A 14,336-nucleotide genomic window follows, 5' to 3' on the forward strand; every position below is an offset into this window, starting at 1 on the left:
CTCTCTTTTTTCCTCTTCTCGGGCATCTACAGCCTCTTTCAGTTACCGTAAACTCTCTTTTTTCCTCTTCTCGGGCATCTTAAACCTTCTTCGGTTACTGTCAACTCTCTTTTTTCCTCTTCTCGGGCATCTACAGCCTTCTTCGATTACCGTCAACTCTCTTTTTTCCTCTTCTCGGGCATCTTAAACCCTCGCTTCAAAATAATGAAGAGGTCTGGCCGCAATGGCCAGCCCCCACTTAATTAGCTATTCACAAACCTAGCTGCTTTAGCTCCGATATCTTTTCGATAAAAAACACCATCACATTGCAGGTTTTTCAGTTCTGCATAAACCTTTTGCTGGGCATCCTCCACAGTTTCACCAAGAGCACCAACAAGCAAGACTCTGCCGCCGTTCGTTATAAACTCACCTTGCTCATTTTTCGCTGTTCCGGCATGAAAAACATAAGCTTTTTCACTAAATTCGTTTAATCCCTTAAGAACTGCACCCTTTTCATAGGACTCTGGATAGCCTTTTGCCGCCACGACAACCCCGATCATCGTCTGCTCGTCCCATTCAAGAGTTGGTGCCCCTCCGTCCAATAGCTCAAAAATCACTTGAACCAAATCAGATTTTAGCCTAGGTAAAATAACCTGGGTTTCCGGGTCTCCAAATCTTGCGTTAAATTCAATTACCTTTGGCCCCTTATCCGTTGCAATCAGTCCGGCATATAAAATTCCACAAAAGCTTCGGCCTTCTGAAACCATTGCTTTTGCCGCAGGCTTAAGAATAGTTTCCACCGCAGTTTGAACCGTTTCATTGCTAATTTGCGGTACAGGAGAATAAGCTCCCATTCCACCCGTATTTGGACCTTGGTCTCCATCAAACGCCCGTTTATGGTCTTGGGCGATTTCAAGAGGAATCACCGTCTCTCCATTAACAAATGCCATCAAGGAAAACTCTTCACCGGCCAAAAATTCCTCAATGACAACTCGGGAAGAAGCGGCTCCGAACTTAGCGCCGACCAGCATTTCTTCTAGGCTTTCGAGTGCTTCCTCTTTAGTTATCGCTACAGTGACACCTTTACCTGCTGCTAATCCATCAGCTTTGATAACAATCGGTGCACCTTTTTCTTCTACATAATCTCTTGCTTCCGCAAAAGAAGTAAACACTGCATAATCAGCTGTAGGAATTTGGTATTTTTTCATTAATTCCTTCGCAAACGACTTGCTGCCTTCAATTTCAGCAGCAGCTTTCTTTGGACCAAATACAGGAAGGCCTGCTTCGGCAAAACGATCGGCCAGTCCTTCAAGGAGCGGAACTTCCGGCCCAATAATCGTCAAACCGATTCCTTCTTCTTTTGCAAATTGAATCAATTTTTCTTGTTCGGACTCTGCGATTGGTACAAGTGTTGCAACATCTTCCATCCCTGGATTTCCAGGGGCTGCAAATACCTGCTCAACGCTTTTGCTTTCACTTACTTTTCTGCAAATCGCATGCTCTCTTCCGCCACGCCCAATGATTAAAACCTTCACAAACGATACCCCCATTAGTGTTTGAAATGTCTTACTCCGGTAAAGACCATGGCAATCCCATACTCATCCGCTTTCTTGATGGAATCTTCATCACGAATAGACCCGCCTGGCTGAATAATAGCGGTAATTCCTGCATTTGCTGCTGCTTCAACAGTATCATTCATTGGGAAAAAGGCATCAGAGGCAAGACCTGCACCTACCGCTTTTTCTCCTGCCTGTATTAGAGCGATTTCCGCTGCTCCAACCCGGTTCATTTGACCGGCACCGACTCCAATGGTCATTCCATTTCTTGCGACAACGATGGCATTTGATTTAACATGTTTCACAACCTGCCAGCCAAGTTTCAATGATTCCCATTCTTCTTCTGTTGGCTGTCTTTTTGTTGGAATCGTAATGGTCGCATCCTCAAGTGTGTAACGATCTTGCTCTTGGACAAGCAGTCCGCCTTCAATGGTGGTCATTTTTAACTCAGGTTTCTTAGCTGAATCGAATGGAATCGTTAAAAGACGGAGATTCTTTTTCCCGATTAAAATCGACAATGCTTCCTCAGAGAATGCCGGAGCAATAATAATTTCTAAGAAAATTTCACGAAGTTTTCCTGCTGTTTGTGCATCCACTTCCCGATTAAGCGCAATAATTCCGCCAAAAATTGAAACAGGGTCAGCTGAAAATGCTTTTTCAAAGGCATCAAATATGGATTTACCAGTACCAACACCACATGGATTCATATGTTTAACTGCTACTGCAGCAGGTTCTGAAAACTCCTTAACAATCTGGATGGCTGCTTCTGCGTCATTAATATTATTATAGGAAAGCTCTTTCCCGTGAAGCTGATCTGCATTCGCGATTGAAAAGGCAGAACCCAATGGTTTTTTATAAAAAGCTGCTTTTTGGTGTGGATTTTCACCGTAGCGAAGTGATTGTTTCAATTCATACGTTACCGTTAATTTTTCTGGTGTTTCTTCTTGAGCTAAATCTGTCATATACTGTGCAATCAACGCATCATATGCGGCAGTGTGTCGGAATACTTTTGCTGCAAGCTTAACTCTCGTCTCAAGCTTCGTTTGACCTTCGGCTTTTAATTCCTCAACAACCGTTTGGTAATCTACAGGGTCGACTACCACTGTGATATATTGATGATTTTTCGCTGAAGCACGAAGCATGGTTGGTCCGCCAATATCAATATTTTCAATTGCATCGGCTACGGTCACATCCGGCTTTTCAATGGTCTGCTGGAATGGATAGAGGTTTACACACACGAGCTGAATCGGCTCAATCCCGTGCTCTTCCATTTGATTTTGATGTGAAGGATTGTCATGCTTAGCCAATAAACCACCATGAATAAACGGATTCAACGTTTTAACACGGCCTTCTAAGATTTCCGGAAAACCGGTAACATCACTTACACTAAGAACGGGAATTCCTTGTTCTTGAATTGCTTTCTTTGTTCCGCCCGTAGAAATAATTTCAAATCCAAGGTTCACTAACTCTTTCGCAAACTCGATAACGCCTGTTTTATCTGAAACACTAATAAGTGCTCGCTTTTTTGCCATTTACAATTCCCCCTTGTGTTAAAAGCACCTGTATAATTGCCGGATATAATTTATGCTCGATTGCATGGATTTTATTTTGCAGGCTTTCATGTGTTTCATTTTCATCCAATCGAACGCGTTCTTGGACAATAATTGGGCCTGTATCCATTCCCTCATCCACATAATGGACGGTAACACCACTCCATTCGGCTTTTGCAGCAAGTGCTTGACCAATGGCATCTTTCCCCGGAAAAGCAGGAAGTAACGATGGATGGATATTGACGATTTTCCCTTGATACTCTCTGAGTAAGGTCGGACCAATTAATCGCATGTAACCGGCCAGTATGACCAATTCCACCCCATGCCTTTTTAACTCTGAAAGAATTTCAGTTTCATAAGCTTCCTTGGTTGGATAATCCTTTGCAGAAAATACAAAACTTGGAATCCTGGCGGTGTTTGCACGTTGAACCGCAAAAGCACCAGGTTTGTCACAAACAAGAAGAGATATATCGGCCTTTAGCTCTCCAGATTGAACAACATCAATAATGGCTTGGAAATTACTCCCGCTCCCTGATGCAAATACAGCTATTCTTTTCATTTTCTTCCTCCAGCCGGAATAATGCTAATTCCTTCCGTTTCGGTCACAATCCCAATTTCATATGCCGTTTCACCGCATTGCCCAAAATGTTCAAGTACATCTGAAGCAATTTTCTGATCTACCGCAATGACCATGCCAATTCCCATATTAAAGATGTTGTACATCTCCTGCCGGTCAATTTGTCCAACAGATTCCATCAGGTTAAATACTGGTGGAATACTAAAGCTTTGTTCCTGGATGGCAGCACCAAGTCCCTCTGGGAGCATTCTCGGGATATTTTCAATAAAACCGCCGCCGGTAATATGGGCCATCCCTTTTAAGTTGAATTTTTTCAACGCTGATAAAATCGATTTTACATAGATTTTTGTAGGCTTGAGCAACTCTTCTCCGAGCGTGCAGCCAAGTTCCTCAACGTACTCCGTTAAAGAATGATTTGCAAAAACCTTGCGGACAAGGGAATAGCCATTACTATGAATTCCACTTGAAGCTAATCCGATAAGCACATCCCCAGGTTTAATCGCTTCACCCGTAATCAATTGTGATTTTTCACATGCCCCAACTGAAAATCCAGCAAGGTCGTATTCCGTTTCATTATACAAACCAGGCATTTCTGCCGTTTCCCCACCAATTAAAGCACATCCTGCCTGTTCACAGCCATCCGCAATGCCTTTTACAATTGCCTCAATTTTTTCCGGCACAGCCTTTCCGCAGGCGATATAATCAAGGAAATACAACGGCTCTGCTCCTTGGACCACGATGTCATTGACACACATTGCCACCGCATCGATGCCGATTGTATCATGTTTATCCATCATAAAAGCAAGCATCAGCTTGGTTCCAACTCCGTCTGTTCCCGATACGAGAACAGGCTCTTTTAATTGAAGCGCAGATAGGTCAAACATGCCTCCAAAACCGCCTAAACCGCCTATTACTCCGGCCCTTGCTGTTTTTTGAACATGTTTTTTCATTCGTTCAACCGCCTCATAGCCCGCTTCGATGTTCACGCCAGCTTCTTTATACGCTTTTGCCATGACAGTTCCCCCTACCTACTTTTGGTAATAGTATTGAAGTGTATCAGGATAAATTTCTGTCGGGTAATTTCCTGTAAAGCAGCCAAGGCAATACCCGCCTGTTCCGTTCTCCTCTTTTTTGCCGATCGCTTCAACCATCCCATCGACACTTAAGAAGGTAAGCGAATCCGCACCAATTAGCTCTCTAATTTCCTCAACAGATTTATCAGAAGCAATCAATTCTTCCTTCGTTGCTGTATCAATTCCATAGAAACATGGATTTTTAATTGGTGGAGAGCTAATGACCACATGGACTTCGGTCGCTCCAGCGTCTTTCAACAAATTAACAATCCGTCTGCTTGTCGTACCACGCACGATTGAATCATCCACCATAACGACACGTTTTCCTTCCACCACACCCCGAACCGGTGAAAGCTTCATCTTTACACCTTGCTCACGTAATGCTTGTGAAGGCTGAATGAACGTTCTGCCAACATAACGATTTTTTATTAATCCCATTTCGTACGGAATGCCAGAGGCTTCAGCATAGCCAATCGCTGCCGAGATACTTGAGTCCGGTACTCCTGTAATAACATCGGCTTCAATCGGAGCCTCTTTAAATAATTGCTTTCCAAGATTTTTCCGTGCTGTATGAACATTGATTCCTTGAATATCACTATCCGGTCTTGAAAAATAAATATATTCCATCATACATATTGCTTTTGTTGAGCCTACAGCAAATTGTTCTGATGTTATGCCGTTATCGTTGATGATTAGTAGTTCCCCCGGCATGATATCACGGATATATTCCGCTCCAACAACATCAAATGCACAAGTTTCCGATGCAACTACATAGGCATCACCAAGGCAGCCGAGCGATAAAGGACGCAAACCATGCGGGTCAAGAGCCACCAATAATTCCGTTTCCGTCATAATCAAGTAGGCGTAAGCTCCTTTTAGCATGGAAAGTGCGTTTCTTGCTTGATCTTTCAATTCAGCATAGCCGCTTCTTTTCATCAAGTGCGCCAATACCTCAGTATCTGAGCTTGTTTGAAAAATACTTCCCTGTGCTTCCAGCTGGTGTTTGAGAGAATTAACATTTACAAGATTTCCATTATGCGCTAGTGCAAGACTTCCGATTTGGGAGTGGAACAGCAGGGGCTGGACATTCTCATATCCGCCGCCCCCTGCAGTTGCATACCGAACGTGACCGATTGCACCGTTTCCTGTTAATTCTTTCATGGCATTAGCTGTAAAGATCTCCGTAACCAACCCTTCACCTTTTACGCCTTTAAGTGTTTTTCCATCCGTTACAACAATGCCGGTACCTTCCTGCCCGCGATGCTGCAGACTGTGAAGACCATAATAAGTCAGCTGAGCTGCATCCGGGTGTCCCCAAACTCCAAAAACACCGCACTCTTCATTTAATCCCTTGATTTCAGCAAGCATGGGATAGCTCCTTTCCAAGCAGCTTTTAATTCATTCACCGAAGCTTCAAATACAAAGCCGTTATCGCCTGATACCTGTAATGTTGCTGTATCGGTTACTTTCCCAATCAATTTTGCATCTACTAAACGTTCAAACTCTGTTTGGTTTTCTTTTTTCACAGTTAATAGGAAACGAGATTGTGTTTCACTAAACAAAGCTGAAACAGCATTTCCTGCGATACTCACTTCCGCTCCAAGCTGATTGTCAGCAAATAGACTTTCTGCTAAAGCTACCCCTAGGCCGCCTTCAGAAAGGTCATGAGCTGATTCAACCACGCCCGCACGGATTGCTGCCAGGACTTGATTTTGTCTCTCTTTTTCAATCTCGACGTTCAACTCAGGCGCACGGCCAAAAACTTTTCCATTCAACAGTTTTTGCAACTCACTGCCGCCGAACTCATCTTTTGTTTCTCCAACAAGATAAATTAAATCGCCGCTGTTTTTGAAATTTTGTGTTGTAATATGGTCAAGATCTGTTACTAAACCAACCATTCCAACAACTGGTGTCGGATAAATCGCTGTTCCGCTCGTTTCATTATATAAGGACACGTTTCCGCCAATTACCGGTGTCTCAAGAACTCGGCAAGCTTCACTCATGCCGTCTGCTGCTTTTTCAATTTGCCAGAAGACTTCTGGTTTTTCCGGGTTACCGAAATTTAAGTTGTCAGTGATTGCCAATGGTTCTGCACCTGAGCAAACAATATTACGGGCCGCTTCTGCAACGGCAATTTTCCCGCCCATTTCCGGATCTAAATACACATAGCGTGAATTACAATCCGTTGTCATTGCTAATGCTTTACGTGTGCCGCGAATTCTTACTACAGCTGCATCAGAGCCTGGTGATACAACGGTATTGGTCCGTACCATGTGGTCATATTGCTCATAAACCCATTCCTTGCTGGCAATCGTTGGCTGACTTAAAAGGTTTATTAGTGTTTCTTTTAAATCCTCTACTTGAGGAACTTCATTCTCCATTGCTTGGAACTCTGCAAAAAAACCAGGTTCTTTTGATGGTTTATGGTAAACTGGTGCATCTTCAGCTAGTGCATCCGCAGGGACATCTGCGACAATTTCACCGTTATGAAGTAAGCGCAGCTGTTTATCACTCGTAACCTTCCCAATTGCAACTGCCTCTAAATCATATTTTTTAAAAAGATCTAGGATTTCTTGCTCTCTTCCTTTTTTCACAACAATGAGCATCCGTTCTTGTGATTCAGAAAGCATCATTTCATATGGAGTCATTCCTGTTTCACGCTGTGGAACAAGATCCAAGTTCATTTCAATACCCATTCCGGCTTTACTTGCCATTTCCGCAGAAGAACTGACCAATCCTGCCGCACCCATATCTTGAATTCCAACTAGGGCATCAGATTGAATAAGCTCCAAACAAGCTTCTAATAATAGTTTTTCCATAAACGGATCGCCAACCTGTACTGCTGGACGGTCCTCACTGGATTGTTCGGTTAATTCTTCGGAAGCAAAGGTAGCACCGTGGATTCCGTCACGGCCTGTTTTCGCCCCAACATACATAACCGTATTGCCTTCGCCGTGCGCCTGCCCTTTTTTAATATCTTTATGGTCAATTAATCCAACACACATTGCATTGACTAACGGATTTCCTTCATAGCATTGCTCGAATTGAATTTCGCCGCCAACAGTTGGAATTCCAATACAGTTCCCGTATCCAGCAATCCCCGCGACAACCTCTTTAAATAAATAGCGGACACGTGCTGAATCTAACTCTCCAAAACGAAGCGAATTTAGCATCGCAATCGGACGTGCCCCCATTGAAAATACGTCACGGATAATCCCGCCGACACCTGTTGCTGCACCTTGGTAAGGCTCGATGGCTGAAGGATGGTTATGACTCTCAATTTTAAACACAACTGCCTGATCATCGCCGATATCAACGATACCTGCTCCTTCCCCAGGACCCTGAAGGACTCGCTCGCCCGTAATCGGGAATTTTTTCAATACCGGCTTGGAATTTTTATAACTGCAGTGCTCAGACCACATAACCGAAAATAACCCAGTTTCTGTATAATTTGGCGTGCGTCCAAGGATTTTTTCAACCAACGCAAACTCTTCATCGGACAAACCCATTTGCTGATATACTTTTTCCGCTTTAATCTCATTCGGATTTGGTTCACGCGTTAACAACATGTGCTTCCCTCCAAGTCTTTACAATCGATTGAAACAATTTAAGTCCGTCGGCACTGCCTAAAAGAGCGTCCACAGCTCTCTCCGGATGCGGCATCATACCTAATACATTTCCCTTTTCGTTCACAATACCAGCGATATTTTCTAAGCTTCCGTTCGGATTTTCCTGGTAAGTAAACACGATTTGGTTATTGGCTTTTAGCTTTGCTAGCGTTTCTTCGTCACAATAATAATTTCCTTCACCATGAGCAACTGGAATCGTGATGCTTTCTCCAGCGGCTAGCCCTGAGGTAAACATCGTTTGGTTGTTTTCAACCTTTAATTCTACTTGCTTACAAATAAACGATAGACTCGCGTTTCGTCTCATTGCTCCTGGAAGCAAACCTGCTTCTAAAAGGATTTGAAATCCGTTGCAAACACCCATAACCGGCTTGCCTGCTTCAGCCGCTTTCACTACCTCTTTCATGACATTACTAAAACGGGCAATAGCTCCTGAGCGTAAATAATCCCCGTAAGAAAAGCCGCCTGGCAGTAAGACTCCATCAAACTCATCTAAGCTTTCAGCATCATGCCATACATATTCAACTTCTTCCCCAAGTTCATCTTTAATAGCATGATACATGTCAATATCACAATTCGATCCTGGAAAAACGATTACCGCAAATTTCACTGGGCCACACACTCCTCTACCTCGTAACGGTAATCTTCAATAACCGGGTTCGCTAAAAGATTTGTACAAATTTCATTAATCACTTCATCAATATCACGGTCTGATTTTTCAATCGTTAACTCCATATATTTACCGATTCGGACATCGGCTACTTCCTTGTAATTTAAAGATTGTAAAGAATTTGTTACTGCTTTACCTTGCGGGTCTAATACGCTCTCTCTTAATGTGACAAATACCTTTACTTTATACATGCTGATGTCCTCCCAATTTCGCTAAAATAATTTCATATGCATCAGTTAAACTTCCAAGGTCCCGACGGAATACATCTTTATCGAGCTTTTTATTTGTTTCTTTATCCCACAGTCTGCAGGTGTCAGGTGAAATTTCATCGGCAAGCAGGATATGCCCATCCGCGTCCTTACCAAATTCTAGTTTAAAGTCAATTAAACGAATGCCCAGTTCTTCAAAAAAGCTCGATAAAACTGCATTAACTTCTAAAGCTTTCTTTCTTAAAACCTTGATTTCTTCTTCTGTTGCCAAATTCAATTCAAGAATATGGTCGTTCGTCACTAGCGGGTCGCCAAGTTCATCATTTTTTAGGTAAAATTCAACAATTGGAGCTTTCAACGGCGCTCCTTCTTCCACACCTAGTCGTTTAGAAAAGCTTCCTGCTGCTACATTTCGGACAACTGTTTCAAGCGGAATAATCTCTACTTTTTTCACGAGCTGCTCTATTTCTGAAACACGCTCGATGAAATGGGAGTCAATGCCCTGTTCCTTTAACTTTAAAAATAGCAAACTGGTAATCTCATTATTTAAACGTCCTTTACCAGCGATATCAGCTTTTTTTTGACCGTTAAAGGCAGTTGCTGAATTCTTATATTCCACTAAAACAACTTGTTCATTTTCTGTTTTATAAATTCTTTTTGCTTTTCCTTCGTATAGAAGTTCTTTCATCAGGAACGCCTCCAGCTTTCGCAATATTGGGAATTTTATGATTGAAAAAGGGGCACAACTGCTGCCCCTTATTTATTTTTTAGTTCAGACCTAAGCGGTCGAAAATCGTATCCACATTCTGCAAGTGATAGCTGTAATCAAAACAATCCGCAATTTCTTCCGGTGAAAGAAGGCTGGTGATTTTTGTTTCAGCCTCAATTAACCCGCGGAATGGAACTTGTTTTTCCCATGCTTCCATCGCTTTTGGCTGAACCGTATCATATGCCTCTTCACGTGATAGGCCTTTATCAATTAATGCAAGCAATACGCGCTGGGAATAAATTAAGCCAAGTGTACGTTCCATGTTGCGCTTCATGTTTTCCGGATAAACTGTAAGATTTTTAATAATGTTACCAAAACGGTTCAACATGTAATTTAAAGCAATTGTCGCATCCGGTAAGATCACTCGTTCAGCAGAAGAGTGAGAAATATCGCGCTCATGCCATAGAGGAACATTCTCATAGGCAGTCAGCATATAACCACGAATCACCCGAGCCATTCCTGTCATGTTTTCAGAACCAATCGGATTGCGTTTATGCGGCATCGCTGATGATCCCTTTTGTCCTTTTGCAAAAAACTCTTCGACTTCGCGCGTTTCACTCTTTTGCAGACCGCGAACTTCAACCGCAAATTTCTCAATCGAAGTGGCAATCAAAGCAAGCGTTGACATGTAGTGTGCATGACGGTCACGCTGCAATGTTTGTGTTGAAATTGGTGCACTTTGCAAACCAAGCTTTTCACACACATATTGTTCAACGAATGGGTTTATATTGGCATATGTTCCAACAGCGCCGGAAATTTTACCAAATTCAACACCAGCCGCAGCTTGCTTGAAACGTTCCAAATTACGTTTCATTTCCTCATACCAAAGAGCAAGCTTTAATCCAAAAGTGGTTGGTTCTGCATGTACCCCGTGCGTACGTCCCATCATCACGGTCATTTTGTGCTCTTGCGCTTTATTTTTTAAAATCTTGATAAAGTTTTCAATGTCTTTTAATAAAATCGCATTCGCTTGTTTAAGGATATATGATAAAGCCGTATCAACTACGTCTGTTGAAGTTAGGCCATAATGTACCCATTTACGCTCTTCCCCTAATGTTTCTGATACAGCACGGGTAAAGGCTACGACATCATGTCTTGTTTCTTCTTCAATTTCATTGATTCTGTCAATATTGAAGGAGGCATTTTCACGAAGCTTTTTAACATCCTCCTTCGGAATTTCACCAAGTTCTGACCAAGCTTCACAAGCGAGGATTTCAACCTCTAGCCATGCATTAAAGCGATTTTCTTCTGTCCAAATTGCACCCATTTCCGGTCTCGTATAACGATCAATCATGTCTTATCCTCCGATCTTTTCTTTCACTTTCCAAATGCCACTTTGTTCAATTTCTTGAAGGGCCACTGTTACATTATCACGTAGAATTGTCACATGTCCCATTTTTCGTTTAACTTTTGGTTCTTTTTTTCCGTAAAGATGTATTTTCCAGTCTTTCTTATCCGGAATTTCTTGATACAGGCCTTCAAGATGCTCTCCTAATAGGTTGACCATAACTACCGGTTTTAATAGCATAGTGCTTCCTAAAGGCAGATTGCAAATAGCCCGTACATGCTGTTCAAATTGTGACGTCTCACATGCTTCTATTGAAAAATGTCCTGAATTATGAGGCCGTGGCGCCAGTTCATTGATATAAATCGTTCCATCAGCGGTTAAAAACATCTCAACCGCAAGTGTTCCAACCAAATTTAATGAATCGGCAATCTTTTTTGCCTTTTCAATTGCTTGTTCTTGAGTAACCAGCGAAATACGAGCTGGAACTATGGTTTGATGCAAAATATTTTCTTCATGAATGTTTTCTGCTACTGGAAAAATAGCTGTTTCCCCGTTAAGCTTCCGTGTGACGATGACGGAGATTTCTTTTTCAAACGAAATCCATTTTTCAAGAACACAGGCACCCTGTTGAATAAGTTTATCTGCTTTTTCCAAGTCCTGCTTTTCCTTTATTACCAGTTGTCCCTTTCCGTCATAGCCACCTCTTGCAGTTTTTAATACAGCAGGATATCCGATTACTTCAATTTTTATAAATAAGTCTTCCCGACTGTTAATTACTTCATATGGCGCTACTTCTACATCTGCCTGCCGGATTGCTGCCTTCTCTTTAATCCGATCCTGCGTAATCGTCAACAATTTAGGCCCTTGTGGAACATATGCCCGTTCACAAATCCATTCAAGTGTATCCGCATCAATGTTCTCAAATTCATACGTAATTACATCACTTATCTCAGCCAAGCGGCTAATCGCTTCACGATCATCATAAGCGCCTATTACTTCCGTATCTGCCACTTGACCGCAAGGAGAGTCTGCTGTTGGCTCCAGGACAGCAATCCGGTAACCCTGAGCCTTAGCTGAGAGTGCCATCATTCTTCCTAACTGACCACCACCGATAATGCCTATGGTTGCTCCAGGTAAAATTGTTTTGTTAGACAAGCTGCTCACCACTTTCAAGAACTTCTTCCTTGATTGCAAGGCGTCTAGCTTCTAATTTTCTCGCGATATCGGCATTTTCTATTGATAAAATTTGTGCTGCCAATAGACCTGCATTTACTGCCCCGGCTTTGCCAATCGCTACAGTTGCAACTGGAACCCCTCCAGGCATCTGAACAATCGATAGTAAGGAGTCCAGACCATTTAAGGCTTTAGATTGAACCGGAACCCCGATAACCGGAAGTGTTGTTTTTGCTGCAACCATTCCTGGAAGATGGGCTGCTCCGCCTGCTCCTGCGATAATTACCTTTATGCCCTTTTCCCTTGCCTCTTCGGCATAGGTGAACATTAAATCCGGTGTGCGATGAGCGGAAACTACTTTTTTCTCATAGGCAATTTCCAATTCCTCCAATATATCACAGGCGTGTTTCATTGTTTCCCAGTCTGATTTGCTCCCCATGATGACACCAACAAGATTTGTCATGCCGCATCCTCCTTTTAGCCAAATAAAAAGCCCAGACAAATAGCATCCTCTAAAAGAGAAAGCCATTTGTCCGGGCATCTTGATGAAAAAGTCAACAATGTAGAGGGCAGCCCCTAATTGTCGCCGAACATATTGACTTTCCCTCATAGTCCAATAATTTACGGTCATTGGGTAGAAACTTATGGGCCATATTCCCATTGATATACGAGGGTAAGATTATTTGTCATTTGCTACACACTTATATTACAATCCAATCAAATAGCTGTCAACCATTAAAATCGAACAATTAAAATTAGTTATTCTAAGAATGTTCGTGTTTTACTCGATAACTCGGCCTTCAAAGACGATTTGCCGCCCAATTGGTTCATAAATGGTTTCATTTCCCTTTTTGACCTCTTGAAAAATCGGCTTTTCCATTCGGCGAACAGGGAGGTATCCTTGATGTTTCATTCGTGCTAAACACTCATCAATAGTTTCATTTTCCTGAACTTCAAATTGCATTTTCTTTTTGCTTTTTTGGTTCATGAAAATAATTTCCCTCTTTTTACGGATTTGACCCAGAATCCCCCATGGATGGATTTGGGTTCATATGAAATAATAAATGCCTTTGGATCCAATTTCTTGATTGTGTCATAGAGCTTTAATTCAAATTTTCTTGGCGTTAAGATTTGCATCGCCATCCGGTCTCCTTCCAGTCCATTGGCTTCCCAGTTTGTCACACCGTATCCCTTTTCCCGGAGTATTCCCGGTAAGTCCTTATCATACTCTGTTGTAATCACATTTACGGTAATATAACCGAGTGCGAGCTTTTCTTCTATTTTCATCCCAACGATAACACCAATGCCGTAGCCAACTGCGTAAGCAATTAAGTTTTGAATTTCATTGAGGTTGTTTAATACCAGGCCGAGTCCAAGTACGTAAATGACTACCTCTATCATGCTGAGGAAAGCAGCCAAATACCGCTGTCCTTTTAAGGTTAAAATCATTCTGATTGTAAAAAAGGAAACATAGACAATATTGATAACGAGGATGATTGCAACCATGACAACACTGTTCCCTAACATGTTAACTCCCCCTTTATATATCCTTATCCCACTTTAGCACAATTTTTATAAAGGTCTAGTGGGTTGATGTGGGAATTTGGGAAAATTATTTTTATTTTTGGCACTTTTAAATTTGGCTGTTGATTACCGTTCCAGGCGCAAGCGATTCGTGGACACCAAAAAAGACAACCTTCATCAGGTTGTCTTTTTTGGTGCCTGGCAACGTCCTACTCTCACAGGGGCAAGGCCCCAACTACCATCGGCGCTGAGAAGCTTAACTTCCGTGTTCGGTATGGGAACGGGTGTGACCTTCTCGCCATTGTTACCAGACTATTTACTTGAGGTATCATTCCCTCAAAA

General features: G+C 42.3%; 14 protein-coding genes, 1 rRNA gene and 1 riboswitch. All 15 genes read right to left on the minus strand.

Annotated elements, in window-relative coordinates:
* Window positions 1–242: 242 nt before the first annotated feature.
* The 15 genes from purD to rrf all read right to left on the minus strand — a co-directional run bounded on the left by purD (window position 243) and on the right by rrf (window position 14,306).
* Window positions 243–1,514, minus strand: coding sequence for a phosphoribosylamine--glycine ligase (purD, locus tag BIV60_RS02860; protein ID WP_071354210.1), 1,272 nt, complete (start codon window positions 1,512–1,514; stop codon window positions 243–245).
* A 14-nt stretch (window positions 1,515–1,528) separates the two neighbouring features.
* Window positions 1,529–3,067 (minus strand): bifunctional phosphoribosylaminoimidazolecarboxamide formyltransferase/IMP cyclohydrolase, encoded by a 1,539-nt coding sequence (gene purH, locus BIV60_RS02865; protein ID WP_071354211.1) that lies wholly within the window; start codon window positions 3,065–3,067, stop codon window positions 1,529–1,531.
* Window positions 3,042–3,644, minus strand: a complete 603-nt coding sequence (gene purN / locus BIV60_RS02870) for a phosphoribosylglycinamide formyltransferase (RefSeq protein ID WP_071354212.1) — start codon at window positions 3,642–3,644, stop codon at window positions 3,042–3,044. Before purN ends, purH begins: the two co-directional genes overlap by 26 nt.
* On the minus strand, window positions 3,641–4,675 hold the full coding sequence (gene purM / locus BIV60_RS02875) for a phosphoribosylformylglycinamidine cyclo-ligase (protein WP_071354213.1): 1,035 nt from the start codon (window positions 4,673–4,675) through the stop codon (window positions 3,641–3,643). The genes purN and purM overlap by 4 nt, the downstream gene beginning before the upstream one ends.
* A 15-nt stretch (window positions 4,676–4,690) precedes the next feature.
* Window positions 4,691–6,103: an amidophosphoribosyltransferase gene (gene purF / locus BIV60_RS02880; protein ID WP_071354214.1), complete on the minus strand. Its 1,413-nt coding sequence runs from the start codon at window positions 6,101–6,103 to the stop codon at window positions 4,691–4,693.
* Entirely contained in the window at window positions 6,079–8,304 is a 2,226-nt protein-coding gene (gene purL, locus BIV60_RS02885) for a phosphoribosylformylglycinamidine synthase subunit PurL (protein ID WP_071354215.1), read from the minus strand. Before purL ends, purF begins: the two co-directional genes overlap by 25 nt.
* Window positions 8,288–8,971, minus strand: a complete 684-nt coding sequence (gene purQ / locus BIV60_RS02890) for a phosphoribosylformylglycinamidine synthase subunit PurQ (protein WP_071354216.1) — start codon at window positions 8,969–8,971, stop codon at window positions 8,288–8,290. The genes purL and purQ overlap by 17 nt, the downstream gene beginning before the upstream one ends.
* Entirely contained in the window at window positions 8,968–9,222 is a 255-nt protein-coding gene (gene purS / locus BIV60_RS02895) for a phosphoribosylformylglycinamidine synthase subunit PurS (RefSeq protein ID WP_071354217.1), read from the minus strand. The genes purQ and purS overlap by 4 nt, the downstream gene beginning before the upstream one ends.
* The gene (gene purC, locus BIV60_RS02900) at window positions 9,215–9,928 is read right to left on the minus strand and encodes a phosphoribosylaminoimidazolesuccinocarboxamide synthase (RefSeq protein WP_071354218.1); all 714 of its coding nucleotides are present in this window, start codon (window positions 9,926–9,928) and stop codon (window positions 9,215–9,217) included. Before purC ends, purS begins: the two co-directional genes overlap by 8 nt.
* A 79-nt stretch (window positions 9,929–10,007) precedes the next feature.
* Window positions 10,008–11,303: an adenylosuccinate lyase gene (gene purB / locus BIV60_RS02905; RefSeq protein WP_071354219.1), complete on the minus strand. Its 1,296-nt coding sequence runs from the start codon at window positions 11,301–11,303 to the stop codon at window positions 10,008–10,010.
* Window positions 11,304–11,306: 3 nt separating this feature from the next.
* Window positions 11,307–12,452, minus strand: coding sequence for a 5-(carboxyamino)imidazole ribonucleotide synthase (gene purK / locus BIV60_RS02910; RefSeq protein WP_071354220.1), 1,146 nt, complete (start codon window positions 12,450–12,452; stop codon window positions 11,307–11,309).
* The gene (gene purE, locus BIV60_RS02915; RefSeq protein WP_071354221.1) at window positions 12,445–12,933 is read right to left on the minus strand and encodes a 5-(carboxyamino)imidazole ribonucleotide mutase; all 489 of its coding nucleotides are present in this window, start codon (window positions 12,931–12,933) and stop codon (window positions 12,445–12,447) included. The genes purK and purE overlap by 8 nt, the downstream gene beginning before the upstream one ends.
* A gap of 126 nt (window positions 12,934–13,059) precedes the next feature.
* Window positions 13,060–13,161, minus strand: a riboswitch (purine riboswitch).
* 90 nt (window positions 13,162–13,251) lie between these two features.
* Complete coding sequence (locus BIV60_RS02920; RefSeq protein ID WP_071354222.1) at window positions 13,252–13,458, minus strand: NETI motif-containing protein; 207 nt, start codon at window positions 13,456–13,458, stop codon at window positions 13,252–13,254.
* A complete protein-coding gene (locus BIV60_RS02925; protein ID WP_071354223.1) occupies window positions 13,455–13,997 on the minus strand; it encodes a DUF2179 domain-containing protein in 543 nt (180 codons plus the stop codon). The genes BIV60_RS02920 and BIV60_RS02925 overlap by 4 nt, the downstream gene beginning before the upstream one ends.
* 193 nt (window positions 13,998–14,190) lie before the next feature.
* Window positions 14,191–14,306: ribosomal RNA gene (gene rrf / locus BIV60_RS02930) — 5S ribosomal RNA — on the minus strand.
* Window positions 14,307–14,336 lie beyond the last annotated feature (30 nt).

Source organism: Bacillus sp. MUM 116 (assembly GCF_001866655.1).
In the GTDB taxonomy this organism is placed as follows: Bacteria; Bacillota; Bacilli; order Bacillales; family Cytobacillaceae; genus Neobacillus.

Excerpts from the sequence above, each read along its gene's own strand:
- purS (WP_071354217.1), bottom strand. The coding sequence starts at position 9,222 with ATGTATAAAGTAAAGGTATTTGTCACATTAAGAGAGAGCGTATTAGAC.
- purN (WP_071354212.1), bottom strand. The coding sequence starts at position 3,644 with ATGAAAAGAATAGCTGTATTTGCATCAGGGAGCGGGAGTAATTTCCAA.
- purL (WP_071354215.1), bottom strand. The coding sequence starts at position 8,304 with ATGTTGTTAACGCGTGAACCAAATCCGAATGAGATTAAAGCGGAAAAA.
- purE (WP_071354221.1), bottom strand. The coding sequence starts at position 12,933 with ATGACAAATCTTGTTGGTGTCATCATGGGGAGCAAATCAGACTGGGAA.
- purM (WP_071354213.1), bottom strand. The coding sequence starts at position 4,675 with ATGGCAAAAGCGTATAAAGAAGCTGGCGTGAACATCGAAGCGGGCTAT.
- purC (WP_071354218.1), bottom strand. The coding sequence starts at position 9,928 with ATGAAAGAACTTCTATACGAAGGAAAAGCAAAAAGAATTTATAAAACA.
- purH (WP_071354211.1), bottom strand. The coding sequence starts at position 3,067 with ATGGCAAAAAAGCGAGCACTTATTAGTGTTTCAGATAAAACAGGCGTT.
- purF (WP_071354214.1), bottom strand. The coding sequence starts at position 6,103 with ATGCTTGCTGAAATCAAGGGATTAAATGAAGAGTGCGGTGTTTTTGGA.
- purB (WP_071354219.1), bottom strand. The coding sequence starts at position 11,303 with ATGATTGATCGTTATACGAGACCGGAAATGGGTGCAATTTGGACAGAA.
- BIV60_RS02925 (WP_071354223.1), bottom strand. The coding sequence starts at position 13,997 with ATGTTAGGGAACAGTGTTGTCATGGTTGCAATCATCCTCGTTATCAAT.
- BIV60_RS02920 (WP_071354222.1), bottom strand. The coding sequence starts at position 13,458 with ATGAACCAAAAAAGCAAAAAGAAAATGCAATTTGAAGTTCAGGAAAAT.